Consider the following 20,017-nt stretch of genomic DNA (forward strand, 5'->3'; position numbering starts at 1 on the left):
GTATTCCCGAATTGATAGAATCCAAATATGATATAGGCTATTAAATTGCAGTCGTTGAATTAGACTCCATCAATAAAAGATTAAAATATTTTTGCACTATTTTTGTAAAAATATTAATAATTAACCTAGTACAGGTCGGCGGAAATAAACCTAATATTTTATTACAGCCAGAAAGCCCAAAATTAAAGTGTGCGTGACTTTTGACTTCCGCCTTGCGGTACTAGTAGCTGTGGCGAAAGTTTGTCTACCTTTAACAATGGGATTTTGCTCGAAGTCTTGTTAATTTATATGTATAGTACCTAGATTTATGCCGTGCTGTACTAATATATAAAATTCTCTACACCAGACTAAGCATTGTCAAACACTTACTATCTTGCAACTAATGATTGGCTAAATATCAGCTTCAGGCTGTGCCTTGCATTGCTTATTGGAGCAATTATCGGCTTAGAACGCCAAATTAGACGTAAACCAGCCGGTTTAAGAACTCACATGCTGGCGAGTTTAGGTTCAGCTGTGTTTACTCTCATAATTATGCAAACAGATGGGTCACAGTTCAGTCGTGATGCACTTAGCCGCGTGATTCAGGGGATTGCAGCCGGTGTAGGATTTCTCGGTGCTGGAGAAATTGTGCGCCAATCTTCTCAAGAATCACAGCGACTTGAAATTCACGGACTCACATCAGCAGCAGCTATTTGGGTTTCGGCTGCTTTAGGAATTGCTGCTGGCTGTGGTTTGTGGCAGTTAGCATTAATCGGTGGTTTGCTGACTTTTTTGGTTCTCACCGTTTTTAAAAGGTTAGAAAAACGTGATTAGCGCTGTTTTATGACTCTCACGAGATAAAAATCAGAAACCTTTTTTGTGATTAGTTTTTATAAATCTAGCCGTAGGTTGGGTTGAGGAACGAAACCCAACACCAAGAATCCTTGATTTTGTTGGGTTTAACTTTGTACCCCTACGGGGATCTTGCTACAACCCAACCTACAAATATTTTATTTTTTCAGAGTAATAAAAGAGCGTTAGTCACAAATGACTAATTTGGGATTATTTCTCCTGCTTTCACAAAAAGAATTTGGGAGGACTTCAGCCACTGAGAATCAAAAGAACCCAAGTGAGTAGTAGTAATTAGGGTCTGAAAGCGGTCTTGAATAGCATCGAGCAATTGATTTTGGCGAGATAAATCTAATTCGGCAAGAACATCATCAAGCAATAGCAATGGTGGCTCTTTAACGACTTCTTCAATTAATTGTAATTCTGCTAATTTTAAGGCTAGAACCAGCGTTCGTTGTTGACCTTGAGAACCGTATTGACGAGCGGGTGTCTGGTTAATAGTTAATTCGATTTCGTCTCGATGGGGGCCGACAAGAGTAGTGCCTTGGTGCATTTCGGCGATCGCTCGCTGCTGGATTTTTGCTAAAAAAGCTTGCTGCACTTCTTCTGGATGGTTATCCTCTAAAGGAATATTCGGCACGTACTTGATTTGCAGAACTTCTGTACTACCGCTAATACTGGCGTGCCAAGCACTAGCAATGGGAGCTAATCGTTGTATGGCGCGATCGCGTCGTCTAATTACCCTAGTCCCTGTGGTAGCTAACTGTGCATCCCACACCGCCAGTTCTGAGTGTAGAGAGGTTGCATCTAACGTTTCTACATGGCGTTTTAAAAAGGCATTGCGCTGGCGTAACACATGGTTATACTGCTGCAAAATGTGAGCATAAACTGGTTCGAGTTGAATTAAGAGTGTATCTAACCAGTTGCGGCGACCTTCCGGGCCGCCGCGTACCAGTTCTAAATCGAGGCTAGAAAATTGGACTGCATTGAGAACGCCGAGAAAATCCATTTGGCGGCGGATAGATTCACCGTTGAGGGCTACGCTACGGCGACCATTGCGGCGCAGGGTTAAAGTAAGGTCACTAACGCCTGTTTGTCGCTCAAGGGTGGCATTAATTTGGGCTATGGCTTCCCCTTCTTGAACCAAATCGCGATCGCGGGTCATTCGGTGCGATCGCAATGTCGCCAGCAACTCCACCGCCTCTAACAAATTCGACTTTCCCTGAGCGTTATTACCTACCAAAATTGTTTTGGCAGCATTAAACTCAACGTTCTGGTTTTGATAATTACGAAATTGTCGGAGGTTTAGAGTTTTCAGGTACATATTGGGGAGTGGGGAGTGGGGAGTAGGGAGTGGGGGAAGCAGGGGAGATGAGGAAGCAAGCAATTATTCCCCCTTATCTCCCTTATCCCCCTCATCTTCCTCATCCCCCATTTACACAGCCTTCTTGCCCATAATCCGCAGAAATATCTTCTCCGCTTCAATCCACACAAACATTAAGGCACTGAAGCCAATACAAACCCCCAACTCTTGCAGATTCAGGTAGTGAGTACCAAAGAAATCTCGCAGGGGTGGGACGTAAACTAGCATCAACTGCAAAATCGTGGTGACAACAACAGCCGCTAGTACAAATATATTGGAGAAGGGATTCATCTCGATGGCCAGTCGGTTGTTGGAGCGAATGGCGATCGCATGACCCATTTGGGCAAGACACAAGGTAGTAAATACCATCGTCTTCCAAGCTTCGGGATTGCCCTGATACTCAGGGGCATGGGTATGTTGATAAGCCCACCACATTAAGGCAATGCTGATAATGGCAAAAATGATACCAATGCGAATCATGTAAGAACCCAATCCCCTAGCGAAAATACTTTCGCGGGGACTAAAAGGCGGACGTTGCATCACATCAGGTTCTGGAGGTTCCACAGCTAATGCCAAGGCTGGTAAACCGTCTGTTACCAAGTTCATCCAGAGAATTTGTAAGGGGGTAAGGGGAACGCCTCCCAAACCAATTAAGGGTGCTGCTGCAATGGTGATAACTTCGCCAATGTTACTGCCCAGAATGTATTTAATAAAGCGGCGGATATTGGTGTAAACAACTCTACCTTCCTTGGTGGCGCTGACAATGGTGGCGAAGTTGTCATCAAGTAACACCATATCACTGGCTTCTTTACTTACATCAGTGCCAGTAATGCCCATTGCAATCCCAATGTCGGCTTGTTTGAGGGCTGGGGCATCGTTAACACCATCACCCGTCATTGCTACAAATCGACCCCGGCGTTGCAGTGCTTGGACAATTCGCAGTTTGTGTTCTGGGGAAACCCTGGCATAGATGCTCACCAAGTCAACATTTTGCTCTAATTCCTGGTCACTCATCCGTTGCAATTCTTGACCTGTGAGGACACGTGCGCCTTCCTCAGCAATTCCCAAATCGGTAGCGATCGCTCGTGCTGTTAATTGGTGGTCGCCAGTAATCATCACTGGGCGAATGCCTGCATCTCGACACTCTTGGACTGCTGCCCTTACCTCTGGGCGTGGCGCATCTAACATTCCTACCAATCCCAGCCACACCAAGCCTTGCTCAGATGCTTCGTCTGAACCTTCTGGTGGAATTTCTGCCAGGGGTTTGTAGGCAAAACCTAATACCCGCAAACCTTTACTCGCCATTTGGTCATTTTCTGCCAAAATGTTTTGGCGTTGTGCTTCAGTTAAGGGGGGTGTGTCATTACCCAAATGAATTTGAGTGGAACGTGCCAAGATTAACTCTGGAGAACCTTTGGTAAACATTAAGTAAGGTTCAGATTGGATCAAGCCAGCGATCGCTGGGTCAACGCCTCTCGAAGATGCGTCACCTGTAGCGACTCCCTCCACCTGAGAAATCACGCTCATCCGCTTGCGTTCCGAGGAGAAGGGAAACTCTGCAACACGAGGTAATTTACTGTTCCACTGGTCTTTTTCGATTCCAGCTTTTCCCGCCAGTGTTAACAATGCCCCCTCTGTAGGATCGCCCAAAATTGCCCATTCACCTTGTTCTTTTTGCAACGCCGAATCATTACAAACAGCACAAGCAACAGATAACGCTGAGATTTCTGGAGATTCCTCTAGGGAAATTTTTCGACCATCTAACTGAAAGTCTCCTGTGGGAGCATAACCTTCGCCGATGACGCGAAAAGTTTTGTTATTGGTGTAAACCGATTGCACGACCATTTTATTTTGCGTCAGCGTGCCGGTTTTATCAGAACAAATTGTGGTTACAGAACCCAAAGTTTCCACTGCGGGCAGTTTGCGAATCAAGGCATTTTGGCGCACCATTCGCTGGGTTCCCAGCGCTAGAGTCACGGTAATTACAGCAGGTAAACCTTCTGGCACTACAGCAACCGCCATACTCAAGGAAACTTCCAAGAGTTGTTGGATGTTGCTAAAGCCTCTTGCCTGGATCACACCGCCGACGACAACGATCGCCACGAGAATCAAAGAACCCGTAACCAGGACGTTGCCTAGTTGAGTCATCCGTTGCTGTAACGGTGTCGGTTCACTTTCCACCGCCTGCAACATGGTGGCAATTTTGCCTAGTTCTGTAGTCATTCCGGTGTTCGTCACCAGAACCTTGGCTCGTCCTTGGACTACTTCAGTTCCTTGAAACACGACATTTAAGCGATCGCCTAATGATGTTTCCTCCGGCAATTTGAGTGATGCCTGTTTATTCACGGCTTCGGCTTCACCAGTCAATGCCGACTCACGCACTTGTAAATTAGACTGTTCTATCAAGCGTCCATCTGCGGCTATCTGCATCCCAGCTTCCAGCAGCATTACATCCCCTGGAACTAGATCCTTGGCTGCTATCTCCACTAGTCTAGCGTCGCGGATGACGCGCACTAAGGGAGAGGTCATTTTTTTCAGGGCTGCCAAGGCTTTTTCGGCACGGCTTTCTTGGACGTAGCCGAGTATGCCATTCAGGATGACAATTGCTAAGATAGCGATGGTGTCTTTAAATGGCACTTCACCAGGCTTCAAGCGACCCTCCCGCAAAGCCATCAGGTCTAAAAAGCCAGAAATCAGAGCTACGCCAATCAGCATCAACAACATAATGTTCTTGAACTGATCCAGCAGGATTTCCCAAGTACTACGGCCAGCAGTTTCTTCAAGTTCGTTGGCCCCGTACTTTTGCAATCTCTGTTGAATTTCTTGGGGTGTTAAGCCACTGTCTGCATTACTATCGAGCAGGTCTAGCGCTTTATCAACTTCTAAACTATGCCAAACGGCGGCACCTTCAGGCAGAGAATTAGCAGACATCGTGTAGGTCACAGCAAATGGTTACAAAATTTGATCATAATTTAGTGATGGCAGGAATTCCATCTTTTAAAGTTACATTAAGGCGATCGCCCAGTTGCATGAGTGTATCTGTAATTCTTAACATTTGTAAATTTATTTTTTTTGAGATAGTGTTATCTCTCACGAAAGAGTTTTTCGGAACACATTGTACCGATAATTATGAGTAATAGAGCTTTGAGGCTTAGTTACAGAGCATCTGCGACAATTAATTTTAAGCTGCCATTGCTTTAATTTACATCTAGTCAACAGCCAAAATGCATGGCACGATTGCATTTTATTTTGAATTTTGTCCAAAGTTGAGCCAGTCGCTTGCTTGCGTATTTCCGCGCTCAAGTGAACTGGCGTGCCAGTAGGGTTACCCGAACTAGGAAACTTTTCAAGGCAAATTTTGAATTTTGAATTGCTTAAGCGTGCTAAACCATTCAAGAAATATGATTAATTAATATGAGTTTTGCACTCCCCACTTTGACCGTTAGCCAGATGTTTGGGCAAAAGACAATTCGACCGCTTACTGCTGCTACCCTGTGTGGCATTACTTTCATCAAAGATAGACTGATTGCCATTGACAGTATTAAAGGGCATCTACTAGAAATTGATCCCACCTCTGACAACAGCAAAATTCTCAATCCCCATCAAGTTAAAGAATTTACTGATGTCACTGGTCTAGCTGCGTGGGAAGATACCCTGTGGGTGAGCCGAGAAAATAGTGTTTACTTGTGCAAGCTCAATGCTCTGGGTCTGGAACATTTTGTGACATTGCCTTATCCTGCTGACGGCGTTGCTGTTTGGGAAACAACAGTTTATGTCAGTTGCCAAAGGCTAGGCTACATTCTGATTTATGACCGTGAAACGCGAAAAGAGATTACCAGGTTTTATGCACCAGGCGTTGGGATAGAGAATTTAGCAGTTACCCAGGAAATGCTGTGGATTTGCGATCGCACCGAACAATCAGTTTACGCGATGGATAGGGCCACAGGAGAACTTCAATTTAGTGTCCTGACACCCTTTGAATGCCCCACAGGCATAGCAATACATAAAAATGGCGAAACAGGCAAAGAAAGTATTTACGTCGCTTACGCCTCAGAGGAGGCTTATATTCGGGACAACCCAAATGCTGATCCGAGTCATGAGCTAACATTCCGCGATCGCACTTTTATTCACCCTCTGTATTATCATTACCAGCCAGATAAGCGCTACGCCCTCTCTAATGGCTATCTCATTGAAATGTCTTATGCTGAGGAAATTGCACCCTTAGATGAAGTTTATTTACCTGACGTGGAATGGCGCATCGCCTTACCATCCGAAACTGAGCGTCAAAAGGTGAAACACGTTGAACCCATTGGTATACCCTTTACCGAAGAAGTGGTACAGGGGCAACGTGTAGCAGTCTTTAAATTTGATTCTCTTGCCCCAGGTGAACGGCATATATTTGGCTGGAAAGCACTTTTGGAAGTTCGCGGTATTAAGTATCGCATCACACCCAGAGATGTAGAAGATATACCTCAACTGTCTTCAGAATTAGAAACACGCTACCTAGTGGATGACGACGATTTAGCAATGGATACTACCATTGTTCGCCGTGCCGCCAGAGAAGCGATTGGTTCTGAAACCAATGTGCTGCGGAAAATGCACAGCATCCGCAATTACGTCTATGATGAGTTGTCTTATGGTATTAAACCTTACATTGACACGCCAGATACAGTTTTAGAACGGGGCGTTGGTTCCTGTGGCGAATATGTCGGCGTTTTACTTGCCCTATCCCGTTTAAATGGCATCCCCTGCCGCACCGTAGGTAGGTACAAATGCCCTCCCCATAGTGACTTACTAGGAGTACCCCTACAACCCGACTTTAATCATGTTTGGTTGGAGTTCTACGTCCCGAATTTTGGCTGGTTGCCAATGGAATCAAATCCTGACGATGTGGGTGAAGGTGGCCCTTATCCCACGCGCTTTTTTATGGGCTTATGCTGGTATCACATTGAAATTGGTAAAGGTATCACCTTTGAAACCGTGACAAGTCAAGGTGAGCGGCTAACCAAAGAAGATATCCCCATTGGCGATTTGGCGATAAATCATATCCGGTTCACAATTCTTAAAGAATTACCGCCTTTTTAAATTAGGGTATTGAGAATTGGGGAAAGACTATCAGAAAGTGAGTAGGGTGTGTTATGCCGTAGGCTAACGCACCTTAATACTGTCTGCTTAACCATTATTTTCGTCTATTTCTAAACTCTTGTTCCTATTCAAGTATTCTTCAAACAATTCAAAAAATTTCTGTAGTGCCTCATCCTCGTCTACAGAAGAGAAAAAAATTATCTTAGACCATGACTGACCTGAGTGAATTCTATATTTTTCTTGAACCCATAATTGAAAACCTTCAAATTCCCTTTCCTACTCAGTTGGGAGTACGCCAACCTCTCTTTGAGCTAGACTGTATCCTCGTAGAAGCATATCTAGCTTAGTAATAGAATTATTACCTAAGTACATTCCAGGTCTTTTTTTGATAAGCTGTCGTGTCTTTAATTTTCCAGAGTGTTCCTGTGGCAACAAGGGCTTCAAACCATAAAAAGTGCAAGTTATACGCGCAACAGCTTACTACCCAGAAGCTCATAGAGAGGGCGTACAGAAATTATCAAATCATTCCCAGAATAGTTAAAACTTCTTCCATTCTCATCTTTTTTTGAACTCTCGTCATGTTTTAAAAACCTTTGAAAAACCATATACTTATTTTCTCCCAAACAACTTAGTGGTAAAATTATTGATATTAATTATCATTAAACTTTGAGATTTGCCAGTAATGACAATCACCTTAACAATTAAAGACTACGATGAACTGTTGAAGACAAGTAAGGAAAATACTACCTGCTACTCAGCATTAGAACCATGTGAATATATTGATGAAATGCCCAAACGTCTCGGTAGAGGTTACTATCGAGAAATGGAAGTGTATCCTGAACTTTCGCTAATTATTTTCGATAAAGAATATCATCACGATCTTGTACTTAAAATCCCAGTGAGTAATCATCCTCTCCAGTTTGGTGCTTTAGCTTTAGGGATGTACACAGATACTTATGGGCAGGTTGGGGGAGGGCATACATTTATTTCTGGTAGCGGGGTTCAGCACAAACATGATTCATCTTATCGCCACTCCCAAAGGATTCTGGGTGTTGATATAATAATGCCACCGGAGTTGTTGAGGACTTTTTTCCCTGGAAAGGATGGAGAAATGCTGCCTCAGTTGAAATTTTTGGCAAAAGAAAGCGACTGGCAAACATTACTTTACCCCAAAACTAATGCAGCGATCCAAAGCGTTGTGCTGCAAATTATTAACTGCCCCTATCAGGGAACAGCCAAGCGGATGTATTTGCAGGGTAAGGTAATAGAATTGATGGCTTTGCAGTTAGCTCCTTTTTTGGCAGATAATACACAATCACAATTACCACCACGATTAAAAAGAGAAACTATTGCCAAGATTCATCACGCCAAAGAAATTTTACAAGCACGTTTGGAGAATCCACCGTTATTGTCAGAGTTGGCACAACAGTTAGGTGTGAGTGAGAGTACCCTGCAAAGAGGGTTTCAGATGCAGTTCGGCACAACGGTGTTTGGTTATTTGACGAATCAGCGTATGGAACAAGCGCATCAGCTGTTACAGAATCGTAATTTTACAGTTGCCGAAGTTGCTAACATCGTCGGTTATGCTCATTTAGGACACTTTGCTGCTGCCTTTAAGCGCAAGTTTGGCATGACACCACGAGAATGTTTTTTAGGCAAAAAGCTTGTTTCGGGACTATAAGACTGTTTTGGGATAGACTCAATTCGCTCTACTCTTCTACACTCTGGTTTATTGCAATTAAGAAATATACGCAATAAGCAGTATTGTATAGTGGTGTAGGGAGTGGTATGGAAAGTTGGCGTTCTGCTTCTAGTGGCAAGTGCTTTGCGCGATACTCCCAAAGGGAGTGGCGATCGCCAACGCTCGACATTTATCTTTGGCTGGTAGTGAGTGTAGTCGGGATCATCGGTGGTATACTTCCTCAACCTGGACAGGCATTGGCATCAGAAAAGGAGCAGGATAAAGTTGTCACCAGAATTAAAACACTCAGCGAAACCGAGTTTCCAGCTACTAGTGTCAAAGACTTACTTTCTCAATCACCAACTCCTGACACTCAATCAATTGTAGTAATTACAGGAGTCAAGGCAAATCCCACTGATAAGGGTGTGGAGGTAATTTTAGAGACTACCCAAGGGGATAAACTGCAAGTAGCGAATCGCAGTACGGGTAATAGTTTTATTGCCAATATTACTGGTGGGCAGTTGCGTTTACCCAATGGCGATGCTTTCACGTTTAAGTCGGAAAAACCCCTGGCGGGAATTACAGAGATAACAGTTACGAATGTTGACGCAAATACCGTGCGGGTAACGGTAGTTGGCGAGAAAGCTTTACCTACCGTTGAGTTATTTGATGATAACGTCGGGTTGATTTTTACAGTTGCATCTACAGCCACAACAGCACAGGAACCAGAACAACCAACCCAAGAAAAGCCAGTAACAGAAACACCCGAAGAAACACCCACAGCACAGCAGGATGACCCAATTGAATTGGTAGTGACGGGGGAGCAAGACAACTATCGGGTGCCGAATGCGAGTACGGCAACTAGGACAGATACACCCCTGCGAGATATTCCGCGATCGATTCAAGTCATCCCTCAACAGGTGATTCGAGACCAAAATGCCAACCGCCTCCAAGAAATTTTAGAAAATGCACCAGGGGTAACAGGGTCATTCAGATCGCCTCGTTCAGTGTCTAATTTTTTCAACAGCCGAGGATTTGAACTGGAAATCCTGAGAAACGGAGCGCCAGATACTCTGGGGGCTGACTATAGCTACACGGTCACGGATAATATTGAGCGGGTGGAAGTTCTCAAAGGACCTGCCTCCGTTCTGTTTGGGTTAGGTGCCCCCGGTGGAGTCGCCAATGTGATCACCAAGAAACCTCTACGAGAGCCTTTTTATGAGATTAGGGCAACGGCTGGTAATTTCGATACCTATCGGGGTGCAATTGATTTGTCTGGACCACTCAACGACAGCAAAACCGTCTTGTATCGTTTGAATGCCAGTGCCAATACTGTCGGCAGCTTTATTGACTTTTTCAAGCGCGACACCTACCTGGTTGCCCCCAGTTTGACTTGGCAAATTGGGGAGCGAACAACACTAACGTTTGATGCTGAGTATCAAAAAATTAGTGGCACAACAACAGATAATGGTCTTCCAGCCGAAGGCACTATACTGCCAAATCCCAATGGCAGAGTTCCTAGAAACATAACTAGAAGTGAGCCTACGTTGAAGAATGATGATGATGATACCGATCTCTATCGGATTGGCTACAATCTTGAGCATCGGTTTAGCGAAAACTGGCAACTTCGCAGTAGCTTGCAAACCATATTTTACAAAGAAAATGTTAGGAGTGCTATACCTTTGGGTTTTCTAGATAATAAGCGCGAACAGCCCTTACTCTATCTCCAATCTGATAATTTTCTTGACAGCTATCAATTTGATAACTATGTGGTAGGCAAGTTTTCGACTGGTAGGATTCAACATCAACTTGTAGCAGGATTTAACTTGTATAGCAGGTATCTCCGTTATACAGATGGTCTTGAAGGATCTCTGCCTCCAATTGATGTGTTTAACCCAGTCTATGGAAGAACTACTTTGGCAGATTTGACCGATGTCGTGTTCCCTGAGGCAAGATTCCAAGATAAAGGGCTGGGGTTGTATGTGCAAGATCAAATTACCTTGGCAGAAAATTTGAAAGTATCGCTCGGTGGACGGTTTGATATTTTCAGGCAAGATGCTAGCTTTGAGCCGTTTTTCCCAAGCGCATCTCTGTCAGAACAAGCCTTTAGTCCACAGGTTGGGATTGTTTACCAACCCATTAAACCCATTTCCCTCTATGCCAGTTACAGCCGTTCATTCACTCCAGCATCAGGTACAGCGAGTGATGTCAGCGGTCAATTCAGACCAGAGCGAGGCACACAGTATGAGATTGGCGTGAAAGCGGATATCACTGACAAACTTTCAGCGACTCTGGCTTTATTCGACATAACTCGTACCAATGTGGCAACTCCCGATGCAATCAATCCTTTACGATCGATTCAGACAGGTGAACAAAACAGCCGAGGCGTTGAGCTAGATTTATCTGGTGAGATTTTACCCGGATGGAACATTTTTGCAGGCTTTCTGTTAATTGATCCAAAACTCACCGCAGATAATACCTTCCCAGTAGGTAATCAGTTGAACAATACGCCGAGGACTTCGCTGAATTTATGGACGACCTATCAAATCCAGTCTGGCGACTTACAAGGGCTGGGCGTTGGTTTAGGTATCTTCTATGCTGGAGAGCGCCAAGGTGATCTGGATAACTCGTTCCAGTTACCGAGCTATGTTCGCACTGATGCTTCCATCTTTTACAAACGAAATCAGTTTCGAGCTGCTCTCAATCTCAGAAATTTGTTTGATACGGAGTATTTTGTATCAGCCGGAGGTAGGAACCGAGTTTACTTAGGAGACCCATTTACAGTACAGGGAAGTCTTTCCTGGGAATTTTAATTTATTCCAGCTTGGTGTAAACAATCTAAGCATTAGCCAGATTTTCATTGACTTTTACCAATTTAATATTTAGCCTGGGTAAAAATGATGAAAAAACAGTCATATCGTCTAATCGAGCCATTTTTACTAATGGCTTTTTCCTTACTTTTAATTACAGCTTGTTACCAACCTGTCATCCAAAAAACTCATATCTCCTTGAAGCCTTCTGTTGATTGTCGAATCATTCAGCACGAATTTGGCGAAACCTGTGTCCCACTTAAACCACAGCGTATTATTACATTATCTCCTGATATCACTCTCGCTCCTCTGATAGCTTTCGGTATCAAGCCTATCGGTTTTACATCCTACTACATTCCGGGCAAAGGAAAAGAAAGTCTTTATGGTGTCTCTTTTGATCAGGTTAAAGGAGCTAAGAATGTTGGGAATGTATATCAACCTTCACTCGAAAAAATTTTGCTGCTCAAACCGGACTTGATTTTGTATTGTTGCGATGCTCATCTACATCAGTCGTTATCAGCGATCGCACCTACTGTCGCAGTGCCTGCTCTGTATAATACACCAGATCACAAAGCTTACTTTAAAGAAAATCTTCGATATGTTGCCAAATTACTGGGTCAAGAAACAAAAGCCGAGGAAGTTTTAAGTCAATACCAGAAACGAATTGAACAATTGAAGAAACGTTTAGGAAGCCAGTTGCAGCAAATAGAGATTTCCGTAATTTTTTATAATAATGATGGTTTTTGGACAATTAGTAATAAAAACAGGGATTTAGTTCCTGCTATTTTAAATGATATTGGGCTGCGTTATAAATTTTTACCTCATGGCGGCAGCAGATATGTCAAACTCAGCATTGAAAACATCGGTGAGTACGATGCTGATATCCTATTTATTGTTGATGTTGGCGAAAGAACATCAAGCTTTTATTTTCAAAATCCCATGTTTAGTAGCTTAAAAGCCATTAAAAACAATCGAGCTTATGTTGTCAGTCAAGAAAAGTGGGACTCGAACGGTATAGCAGAAGCTAATAGGGTATTGGATGACTTGTTTAAATACTTGCCGGAAGGTGGATAAAATCTGTATATTACTAACAATGCGATCCGGAATATACCCACAAGCTGTGTTTGGCATAGTCAAAATTGAAAGTTGTGAAAATAACCAATTTATACAAAGAAACTGAAATGCTAAATAAATTATTGGTATTCATCAATTCATTGGTGAGCCATACAAATCCCTCCCTAACACACCCCAACTCCACAGCCAAACCAACCCTCTTCGTCTGTAAATCATGCCATCGCTCCTCTGAAGAACGACAAAAAAATCAACCCTGCGACGGTACTATTTTACTTGACCAACTAAATACTTTATGCGGCGATAAATTCCTATTTGACGCACTTGAAATTAAACCCGTTGAATGCTTATGGGCTTGCAGTCAAGGTTGTGTTGTATCTGTATCAAGCCAAGACAAACCCACCTATCTGTTCGTCAATCTTCCCCCAGAAGAAAGCCCAGCAGCATTACTAGAATTTATGCAATTGTATATCAAGAGTCGTAAAGGGGCTGTAGCTTGGAAACGGGTTCCCGAACTTTTACAATCTGCTATTTTCGCGCAAATTCCGCCTGTGGAAACGTAGCTGCGGTTGAAAAATATCCTCTGACTTCAACCCATAGGTACGATATTGCGATCGCCTGCTCACCAATGATGTCCACCAGTTGTTCGGGAGCTAACTGGAGAAGGGTTTCACGCTCTAGTTTCAGAGGCAGGTCTTTTTCCATAATTGTGATAGTCCCCCTTAGATGTCACACTTGTCAATACCCCCTGACCTGAATCCTTACTCACAACCAAAGATAAACATGGGTACAATTTACATCTAAGTTGTCTGGCAGGAGTGGAGAATGAGGCCAGTAAAAATACGAGGATTTAGCGGATGTTTCTTAAATATTTAACGAAGATATAGCCGTTCTCGTTTACGTGAGGTACACCCGTAGGGGCACGGCAGTGCCGTGCCCCTACACCTGGTGATGTAATGTTGTACCGCATCTGAATGGGAACCGCTATAAAGACGTAAATCAGACGCATTGAAATTCCTGGTTATAAATACTTGTCAGACAATATTTTCAGGTGTTTACTTGGAATGCGATGTCTACGAAAAGCGAACATTGTAAATTCTCTCTCCCTTTCCCTATTAGCTATTAACTCTTAAACTAGGCAGTGGATATGATTGAGTCTGCTTAAAATCGGCAAATTCACAGATTGAGTTAAATGGGCAAAAGCGGCAGTGAGAGCCAGGGTTGGGAGGGAAAATTTTACTGAAATTACTAGTTTCTTGCTGATATTTTTGCAAATCGTGCTGGTGCTTGTGGGCAATATTAGCTAACTCAAATTTTAAGTATTCTAATTCACTATTATTGATACTGATTAACTCAGACTTTTTACATATTTCTAAATTATAAAATGATGCAACAGCTTCTCGTCCAGGGTAAAGATAACGAGCAGCTACCAAATAAACTAATGCTTGTCGTCGGTCAAAAGCCGACTTACCAGTTTTGAAATCTAAAATATGTAAAGTGCTATCAGATTCAATGAAAACGCAGTCCATAGCCGCATATAAGCGAAAGCAATAATCTTCTTGTTCAACTACTATCGGTTTAGGAAAGCCTTCATCACCCGGAGTTAATTGGATAATATCTTTATCCAAAAGCAACGGCGCATCGTGATATTTTTTCAGAATTTGCAGCACGCGTTGCTGCACTTGATCGCTTGAGTTGCCTAATTTAAGTAGCTGTGCAACTCTTTCTACACCATCTGCTTGCTTCAACAGATGCCTGTGATGATGAAACTCATAAACACCTTTTTGGGCGAGTATGCCGATGCGCTGGGGCGCGGTGGCTTGCCCTAAAAGCGCTTTGACTTGTGGTTCGTGTTGCCGTGCTTTGATAAACCCCCGTCTCATCTGGCAATGCCAGCGTTCTTGCCCGGTTGCTGGGGCAACTAGAGACCAAAGGTGATAACTGGCAAAAGGTCGATCGGGGGTTGACATTGCTCAGAAACAGTGAGAGAAAATACGGTGGAGAGAAGTTTAAGCTAAGGCTTGCTTAGAAAAGAACTTCGGAGGATACTTGCTGCTACACACGCTTTGCGGGAAGCTTGAATAGTACTGATAATGTACGGGAGCAAGTGGCAAAAATGTCCAGCAAGATAAAATTTGGCACCGATGGATGGCGAGGAATTATTGCCGATGACTTTACTTTCCCCAATGTGCGGAAAGTAACAAGGGCAATCGCCACTTATTTAGAAACAGCCTACACAAAAGATAGACCAGTACTTATTGCCTACGATACTCGCTTTTTAGCTGACCAGTTTGCCCAAACAGCGGCCCAAGTTTTGGCAGACTTGGGTTGGACTGTGAAAATTACTGATCGGGATTGTCCCACACCAGTAATTGCCTACAACGCCCGTCATCTAAATTCCGCTGGGGCGTTAATGTTTACTGCTAGTCATAATCCAGCACCCTACTGTGGAATTAAATATATACCCGATTATGCCGGGCCTGCCACTCCAGAGATTACTGATACTATTGTGGCAAATATAGAAAGTGCATCGGATGAGTTACCTGGGAGTAACCCATCAGGTTCAATTTCAATTTTCGATCCGAAACCTGATTACCTGCAATTTATCTACACTCTACTTGATGTAGAAAAGATTAAAAGCGCTAATTTAAAGGTAAAGTACGATGCTCTGTATTCTACCTCTCGCGGCTATTTAGATGAAGTTTTGCTTCATTGTGGCGTTCAGTTAGAAAGTTTCCACGATTGGAGGGATGTTTTATTTGGGGGTGGAATGCCAGAACCCAAAGGAGAACAATTAGTTGAGTTAGTGGAAGCAGTAGTTCGCGATCAAGCTGATTTGGGCTTGGCGACGGATGGAGATAGCGATCGCTTTGGTATCGTTGATGAACAAGGAAATGTCCTTACTCCGAATACTGTGCTGTTAGTTCTAGCACGTCATTTAATCAAAAACAAAGGTAAAACTGGCGCGATAGTCCGCACTGTGGCTACAACCCACCTGCTGGATAATTTCGCAGCTAAAAATGGGCTGCAAATTTACGAAACAGCAGTTGGTTTTAAATACATCGGCGAAAAAATGCGGGAAACTGCCGTGTTAATCGGTGGAGAAGAATCAGGTGGTTTGAGTATTATCGGGCATATTCCCGAAAAAGACGGGGTATTAGCCGATATGCTGGTGGCAGAAGCGATCGCTTATGAAGGCAAACCTCTGAGTCAACTTGTCAAAGAAGCGATCGCCGAAGCCGATGGCCCACTTTACAACAACCGCCTAGACTTGCACCTCACAGAGGCGCACAAAATCGCCGTCATCGACTCCTTTACTAAAAATCCACCTACAGAGGTAGCAGGAATTAAAGTTAAGGAAGTCGGGCGTAAAGACGGTATTAAGCTGTATTTAGAAGAAGGTAGCTGGGTTTTACTGCGTCCTTCCGGTACAGAACCACTGGTGCGCGTCTACCTAGAAACCAACACTCCCGAAAAACTCACCAAAATCGCCCAAGAGTTAGAGAGTGCCATTGCTAAACTAGAGGCAGTAGCAGTTTAATCAGTCAGAGTTAGGACTTAAGAGTTAAGAGTTATGAATTAGGAGTTAAGAGTTGTAAATTAACAAGTCTTAACTCCTGATTTCTAATTTTGCTCAAAATATAACTTTTAACTTTTAACTTCTAACTCCTAACTCCTCACTTCAATCAAAGTATGAAAATCGCTCCTTTTTTGACATCTTTAGTTTTAGCGGTTTGGGTAATAGCGATCGCAATTATTTCAGTCCAAAATGCCACACCCGTATCGTTAAAATTCTTAACATTCCAATCGATTCAGATACCAATGGGTTTAGTGCTGGCTTTTAGTGCCTGTGTAGGGTTAATTGGCATGGCACTGCTGCAACCTCTGTGGGGGCTTGCTGGTATTGGGCAGGGTAATTCTCGATTGGAAGACGATGCGGAGTTTTTTGTTGATGATGAAGACTTTTGAGGTTTGAATAGCTGTGCAGTATCAAAACATTATTACAATTGAACCAGGAAAACGAGGTGGTAAGCCTTGTATTCGAGGAATGCGAATTACTGTATACGATGTTTTATCTTATCTTGCCTCTGGCATGACCTACGAGGAACTACTTGATGACTTTCCTTATTTGACACAAGAGGATATTTTGGCTTGCCTAAGCTATGCGGCTGATCGAGAACGGCAAATGCTGACAATGCAAGCATGAAGTTATTGTTTGACCATAACTTATCACCTCGGTTAGTTGAACGACTGGCTGATATGTACCCAAACTCTCAGCATCTTTTTCTTATAAGCTTAGATCAAGCAGATGATCTAACTGTTTGGGAGTATGCCCGACAAAGTGGATTTACTGTTGTAACGAGAGATGCTGATTTTAATGAGTTGAGCATTTTGCGAGGATTTCCTCCGAAAGTGATTTGGATTCGTTATGGCAATTGTTCAACCAGACAGATTGAAGAGATTTTGCGATCGCATGTAGAGGATATCCAAGCTTTTGACAAAAATCCAGATTTGGGAGTTTTGACACTGTATTAGATTTGGAAGTTATGGAAGCTGAGTATGATTTTAGCCAGGGCAAGCGGGGAGCGATTGAATCAACACCAACAGGCAAAACTAGAATTACAATTCGCCTAGATGATGAAGTACTAGCATGGTTTTGTGACCAAGTTCACGCAGCAGGTGGGGGAAATTACCAAACTTTGATTAACGATGCCTTGCGTGAGTACATTCAGCAGATCGAGAACGGCTATGAGTGCAGCTTATAAAGCAGATTTTAATTTGTGGATTGAACAGACAACCCAACTATTGCGATCGCATCGCTGGCATGAAGTTGATGTAGAACATCTGATTGAAGAGGTTGAAGGCTTGGGCAAAAGTGAACGGCGGGGTATTGCCAGTCAACTAACTCGCTTACTGTTGCATCTGCTCAAGTGGCAATATCAACCCCAGCGTCGCTCAGATAGTTGGCTCGATTCCATCACCGATTCTCGCACCCAAATTGAGTTAGCCATAGAAGATAGTCCTAGTCTTAAGGGCTATCCTACAGAGCAACTTGAGGAAAGTTATCAAAGGGCACGTCGCCAAGCAACCAAGCAAACAGGGATACTTGTATCCGTGTTTCCAGAAGAGTGCCCATATTCTGTAGAGTTAGTGTTAGATGAAGACTGGCTACCGGAAGCAAGCGATATTTGATAACTTTATTTGTGACTGTGTGGGTAGTGGCGCTAATCTGGATAGCGCTTTGACGTGTGGAGAACCCGAAGAATTTCTACCGACTCTTCTTTGACTCGATAAATAACAATGTATGGCGTGCTAGAAATTATTAACTCCCTTGTACCTTCTATACGTCCAAGTCGCCCCATAAAAGGATAATTCTCAAGTTGACTGGCAGCAAGTTGAATCCTCAATATCACTTTCTGCGCTGCTTCTGGATTCTCTTTCTGGATGTAGCTATGGGCTTGTTCCAAATTACGAAGCGCACGACGCAGCCACTTAATCTGCATTGGTGAGTCTTGCAAAAGTTGCTTTTACTTCTTCATCACTGGCAAAGTCTCCAGCATCCGCTTCAGCAATTCCCTTTTGAATCTCCTCGATTTGCCACTGATACATCTCTAGATAAGTGGCTACCGCCTCATTAAGTATGTAGCTGCGATCGCGATTCATTCCGGCTGCGATCGCATCAAGTGCAGCCTTCTGATCGCTATCTATCCGAAACGTAATATTTTCTTTGCTCATCGTCTTGTGAAAGTTGTCTTGCGATATATTATATTGCAATATGTGGCAATGCAACATAATGATAGTGGCGATCGCTATTATCTCAGAGCGCCTCTAGCCTGTAAGTCTGGCAGTACATGAAAAAAGCCTACATTCGCAGGCTTTTAGAAAGTTTTGGTAGAGCGATCGCACCGTTATAAAATCAAAATGTCCATTCGTGATCTGGATCATCTAGGGCGGCGCGAACAGAAGCTAAATTTGCAAGGTCTTTGAAAGGGCTTGATTTAGCAATTTCTGTGATTGAATTTAAGGTTAGGGCTAGTTGGTCATTATTGCCGGATGCGTAGGCGTAGCCAGCCGTTGGCATCGCATTATCAACGACAGCAAACAAAGCGCGAAAGTTTTCTGCACGTTCATCAAAAGAGCGATCTAGATACGCCATTAGCAACTCTCGCTGGGCGTTAATCTTGGTGATTGTTTCGTTTTCCCAAGCATCAATCTCTCGTCTCTTGGTCTGTTCTTGTTCGGCAACCTTCAGGTAATCGGTGTAAGCTAAAACCATTTGCTGTAGAGATTCAGAAGGATTGATAGCTTCTTTGAATACTGTGGCGACTTTCTTTACTGACATCCCTAATTGCCTCCCAAAGTACGATACTTGGCTTGGATAGTCGCAGTAACAGGATTCAGCTGCCCATACTTATCTTTCCCGGAGATACCAACTAATGAACTAGGACTTACGCACTGTACAAATGCGTCGTGATGTGCATTACCTAAAATAGTAAGTTTTCAGGCTTTTCTTAATTATCCCGCGATCGTAAATAGACCATGCTGTAGGGGCACAGCATTGCTGTGCCCTTACGAAAGATATGGTTTTTAACCTTGCTCCATATTTGGTATTTCTTGTCAATGCGTAAGTCCTATGAACATTCATAAGGATAAATTTGAGACTGCGATCGCACATCATTGTAAATTGATTTGAAGTAGAAACCCAACAATTTATGTTATGTATCTTCAGCAACTACACTACTTGTGAATAGAAGCTTTTTAGCGGCTTGCCGCACGCATCACAACTGTTAGGATAAGACACAGGAGGGTTTTTATGTCCAATAACGCCCATGAGATATACAGCCAAGTTGTTTGTAACTTGTCACCGACTGAGCGGCTACGCTTGGCAACCCTCATTCTAAATGAGCTAGTCGAGCAAAACTTGTCGCTCATCGACCAAAGTGATACTTGGACTGATCAAGATCAGCTTGATTTAGCATCCTTTTCCTTGGAGTACGCAGCTTCAATTTTCTCTGAAAGTGAGGAGACAGTTTAGTAACGCATTCCCCACGGATAAATCCGGGGGCTTTTAGTAGCCCTGAGAAATAGCGGTTTGGCTCCTGTACAGGCTCCGAAACACTATTAAGAGAACCTCTAGGCGCGGTTACGATTAATAGAGGATGAACTCATCCCCACGCC

At 43.4% G+C, this 20,017-nt stretch carries 21 protein-coding genes; 13 read left to right on the forward strand and 8 right to left on the reverse strand.

Translation table 11 applies throughout. The annotated features are described in order from the left end of the window. Window positions 1–354 precede the first annotated feature (354 nt). Window positions 355–813: an MgtC/SapB family protein gene (locus tag LC586_RS29795; RefSeq protein ID WP_229488860.1), complete on the forward strand. Its 459-nt coding sequence runs from the start codon at window positions 355–357 to the stop codon at window positions 811–813. 217 nt (window positions 814–1,030) lie between these two features. On the opposite strand, the gene recF is transcribed toward LC586_RS29795, so the two are convergent. Next, the gene (gene recF, locus LC586_RS29800) at window positions 1,031–2,152 is read right to left on the reverse strand and encodes a DNA replication/repair protein RecF (protein ID WP_229488861.1); all 1,122 of its coding nucleotides are present in this window, start codon (window positions 2,150–2,152) and stop codon (window positions 1,031–1,033) included. A gap of 111 nt (window positions 2,153–2,263) precedes the next feature. After that, entirely contained in the window at window positions 2,264–5,122 is a 2,859-nt protein-coding gene (locus LC586_RS29805) for a cation-translocating P-type ATPase (protein ID WP_229488881.1), read from the reverse strand. Window positions 5,123–5,605: 483 nt separating this feature from the next. On the opposite strand from LC586_RS29805, the gene LC586_RS29810 reads away from it, so the two are divergent. The 5 genes from LC586_RS29810 to LC586_RS29830 all read left to right on the forward strand — a co-directional run bounded on the left by LC586_RS29810 (window position 5,606) and on the right by LC586_RS29830 (window position 13,401). After that, window positions 5,606–7,276, forward strand: coding sequence for a transglutaminase-like domain-containing protein (locus tag LC586_RS29810; RefSeq protein ID WP_229488862.1), 1,671 nt, complete (start codon window positions 5,606–5,608; stop codon window positions 7,274–7,276). Between the two features lie 682 nt (window positions 7,277–7,958). After that, window positions 7,959–8,957 carry a helix-turn-helix transcriptional regulator gene (locus LC586_RS29815; RefSeq protein WP_229488863.1) on the forward strand — a complete coding sequence of 333 codons (999 nt, stop codon included), beginning with the start codon at window positions 7,959–7,961 and terminating at the stop codon, window positions 8,955–8,957. Between the two features lie 107 nt (window positions 8,958–9,064). Continuing rightward, complete coding sequence (locus LC586_RS29820) at window positions 9,065–11,770, forward strand: TonB-dependent siderophore receptor (RefSeq protein WP_229488864.1); 2,706 nt, start codon at window positions 9,065–9,067, stop codon at window positions 11,768–11,770. 84 nt (window positions 11,771–11,854) lie between these two features. Continuing rightward, window positions 11,855–12,841: an iron-siderophore ABC transporter substrate-binding protein gene (locus tag LC586_RS29825; protein ID WP_229488865.1), complete on the forward strand. Its 987-nt coding sequence runs from the start codon at window positions 11,855–11,857 to the stop codon at window positions 12,839–12,841. A gap of 107 nt (window positions 12,842–12,948) precedes the next feature. After that, window positions 12,949–13,401, forward strand: a complete 453-nt coding sequence (locus tag LC586_RS29830; protein WP_229488866.1) for a DUF1636 family protein — start codon at window positions 12,949–12,951, stop codon at window positions 13,399–13,401. Here LC586_RS29830 and LC586_RS29835 read toward each other — a convergent pair. The 3 genes from LC586_RS29835 to LC586_RS29845 all read right to left on the reverse strand — a co-directional run bounded on the left by LC586_RS29835 (window position 13,367) and on the right by LC586_RS29845 (window position 14,808). After that, a complete protein-coding gene (locus LC586_RS29835) occupies window positions 13,367–13,543 on the reverse strand; it encodes a hypothetical protein (protein WP_229488867.1) in 177 nt (58 codons plus the stop codon). The two genes, LC586_RS29830 and LC586_RS29835, sit on opposite strands and share 35 nt — an antisense overlap. 145 nt (window positions 13,544–13,688) lie before the next feature. Further along, on the reverse strand, window positions 13,689–13,847 hold the full coding sequence (locus tag LC586_RS29840) for a hypothetical protein (RefSeq protein WP_229488868.1): 159 nt from the start codon (window positions 13,845–13,847) through the stop codon (window positions 13,689–13,691). A gap of 106 nt (window positions 13,848–13,953) precedes the next feature. Further along, a complete protein-coding gene (locus LC586_RS29845; RefSeq protein WP_229488869.1) occupies window positions 13,954–14,808 on the reverse strand; it encodes a PD-(D/E)XK nuclease family protein in 855 nt (284 codons plus the stop codon). Window positions 14,809–14,954: 146 nt separating this feature from the next. Here LC586_RS29845 and LC586_RS29850 point away from each other — a divergent pair, with 146 nt between their 5' ends. The 6 genes from LC586_RS29850 to LC586_RS29875 all read left to right on the forward strand — a co-directional run bounded on the left by LC586_RS29850 (window position 14,955) and on the right by LC586_RS29875 (window position 18,031). Continuing rightward, window positions 14,955–16,379, forward strand: coding sequence for a phosphoglucomutase/phosphomannomutase family protein (locus LC586_RS29850; RefSeq protein ID WP_229488870.1), 1,425 nt, complete (start codon window positions 14,955–14,957; stop codon window positions 16,377–16,379). A gap of 152 nt (window positions 16,380–16,531) precedes the next feature. Beyond that, window positions 16,532–16,807 (forward strand): LapA family protein, encoded by a 276-nt coding sequence (locus tag LC586_RS29855; protein WP_100901829.1) that lies wholly within the window; start codon window positions 16,532–16,534, stop codon window positions 16,805–16,807. A gap of 13 nt (window positions 16,808–16,820) precedes the next feature. Beyond that, a complete protein-coding gene (locus LC586_RS29860) occupies window positions 16,821–17,045 on the forward strand; it encodes a DUF433 domain-containing protein (RefSeq protein WP_012412401.1) in 225 nt (74 codons plus the stop codon). Beyond that, window positions 17,042–17,374: a DUF5615 family PIN-like protein gene (locus LC586_RS29865; RefSeq protein WP_229488871.1), complete on the forward strand. Its 333-nt coding sequence runs from the start codon at window positions 17,042–17,044 to the stop codon at window positions 17,372–17,374. The genes LC586_RS29860 and LC586_RS29865 overlap by 4 nt, the downstream gene beginning before the upstream one ends. An 11-nt stretch (window positions 17,375–17,385) precedes the next feature. Further along, window positions 17,386–17,604 carry a BrnA antitoxin family protein gene (locus LC586_RS29870; protein ID WP_229488872.1) on the forward strand — a complete coding sequence of 73 codons (219 nt, stop codon included), beginning with the start codon at window positions 17,386–17,388 and terminating at the stop codon, window positions 17,602–17,604. After that, window positions 17,588–18,031, forward strand: coding sequence for a DUF29 domain-containing protein (locus LC586_RS29875; RefSeq protein WP_229488873.1), 444 nt, complete (start codon window positions 17,588–17,590; stop codon window positions 18,029–18,031). Before LC586_RS29870 ends, LC586_RS29875 begins: the two co-directional genes overlap by 17 nt. A 32-nt stretch (window positions 18,032–18,063) precedes the next feature. Here LC586_RS29875 and LC586_RS29880 read toward each other — a convergent pair whose 3' ends face one another. The 3 genes from LC586_RS29880 to LC586_RS29890 form a co-directional block, all read right to left on the reverse strand. Further along, complete coding sequence (locus LC586_RS29880) at window positions 18,064–18,342, reverse strand: type II toxin-antitoxin system RelE/ParE family toxin (RefSeq protein WP_229488874.1); 279 nt, start codon at window positions 18,340–18,342, stop codon at window positions 18,064–18,066. Further along, entirely contained in the window at window positions 18,332–18,574 is a 243-nt protein-coding gene (locus tag LC586_RS29885) for a CopG family ribbon-helix-helix protein (protein WP_229488876.1), read from the reverse strand. Before LC586_RS29885 ends, LC586_RS29880 begins: the two co-directional genes overlap by 11 nt. A 181-nt stretch (window positions 18,575–18,755) precedes the next feature. Further along, entirely contained in the window at window positions 18,756–19,181 is a 426-nt protein-coding gene (locus LC586_RS29890) for a hypothetical protein (RefSeq protein WP_229488877.1), read from the reverse strand. A gap of 471 nt (window positions 19,182–19,652) precedes the next feature. Here LC586_RS29890 and LC586_RS29895 point away from each other — a divergent pair, with 471 nt between their 5' ends. Then, window positions 19,653–19,874 (forward strand): hypothetical protein, encoded by a 222-nt coding sequence (locus LC586_RS29895; protein WP_229488878.1) that lies wholly within the window; start codon window positions 19,653–19,655, stop codon window positions 19,872–19,874. Window positions 19,875–20,017 lie beyond the last annotated feature (143 nt).

Source organism: Nostoc favosum CHAB5714 (genome assembly GCF_020829495.1).
GTDB classification, from domain to species: domain Bacteria; phylum Cyanobacteriota; class Cyanobacteriia; order Cyanobacteriales; family Nostocaceae; genus Nostoc; species Nostoc favosum.

Bases quoted from the DNA above. Each gene is read 5' to 3' on its own strand.
- LC586_RS29875 (WP_229488873.1), top strand. From the start codon at position 17,588: ATGAGTGCAGCTTATAAAGCAGATTTTAATTTGTGGATTGAACAGACA.
- LC586_RS29880 (WP_229488874.1), bottom strand. From the start codon at position 18,342: ATGCAGATTAAGTGGCTGCGTCGTGCGCTTCGTAATTTGGAACAAGCC.
- LC586_RS29890 (WP_229488877.1), bottom strand. From the start codon at position 19,181: ATGTCAGTAAAGAAAGTCGCCACAGTATTCAAAGAAGCTATCAATCCT.
- LC586_RS29850 (WP_229488870.1), top strand. From the start codon at position 14,955: ATGTCCAGCAAGATAAAATTTGGCACCGATGGATGGCGAGGAATTATT.
- LC586_RS29855 (WP_100901829.1), top strand. From the start codon at position 16,532: ATGAAAATCGCTCCTTTTTTGACATCTTTAGTTTTAGCGGTTTGGGTA.
- LC586_RS29830 (WP_229488866.1), top strand. From the start codon at position 12,949: ATGCTAAATAAATTATTGGTATTCATCAATTCATTGGTGAGCCATACA.
- LC586_RS29820 (WP_229488864.1), top strand. From the start codon at position 9,065: ATGGAAAGTTGGCGTTCTGCTTCTAGTGGCAAGTGCTTTGCGCGATAC.
- recF (WP_229488861.1), bottom strand. From the start codon at position 2,152: ATGTACCTGAAAACTCTAAACCTCCGACAATTTCGTAATTATCAAAAC.
- LC586_RS29805 (WP_229488881.1), bottom strand. From the start codon at position 5,122: ATGTCTGCTAATTCTCTGCCTGAAGGTGCCGCCGTTTGGCATAGTTTA.
- LC586_RS29810 (WP_229488862.1), top strand. From the start codon at position 5,606: ATGAGTTTTGCACTCCCCACTTTGACCGTTAGCCAGATGTTTGGGCAA.
- LC586_RS29865 (WP_229488871.1), top strand. From the start codon at position 17,042: ATGAAGTTATTGTTTGACCATAACTTATCACCTCGGTTAGTTGAACGA.
- LC586_RS29835 (WP_229488867.1), bottom strand. From the start codon at position 13,543: ATGGAAAAAGACCTGCCTCTGAAACTAGAGCGTGAAACCCTTCTCCAG.
- LC586_RS29815 (WP_229488863.1), top strand. From the start codon at position 7,959: ATGACAATCACCTTAACAATTAAAGACTACGATGAACTGTTGAAGACA.
- LC586_RS29895 (WP_229488878.1), top strand. From the start codon at position 19,653: ATGTCCAATAACGCCCATGAGATATACAGCCAAGTTGTTTGTAACTTG.
- LC586_RS29825 (WP_229488865.1), top strand. From the start codon at position 11,855: ATGATGAAAAAACAGTCATATCGTCTAATCGAGCCATTTTTACTAATG.
- LC586_RS29845 (WP_229488869.1), bottom strand. From the start codon at position 14,808: ATGTCAACCCCCGATCGACCTTTTGCCAGTTATCACCTTTGGTCTCTA.
- LC586_RS29885 (WP_229488876.1), bottom strand. From the start codon at position 18,574: ATGAGCAAAGAAAATATTACGTTTCGGATAGATAGCGATCAGAAGGCT.
- LC586_RS29840 (WP_229488868.1), bottom strand. From the start codon at position 13,847: ATGCGTCTGATTTACGTCTTTATAGCGGTTCCCATTCAGATGCGGTAC.
- LC586_RS29870 (WP_229488872.1), top strand. From the start codon at position 17,386: ATGGAAGCTGAGTATGATTTTAGCCAGGGCAAGCGGGGAGCGATTGAA.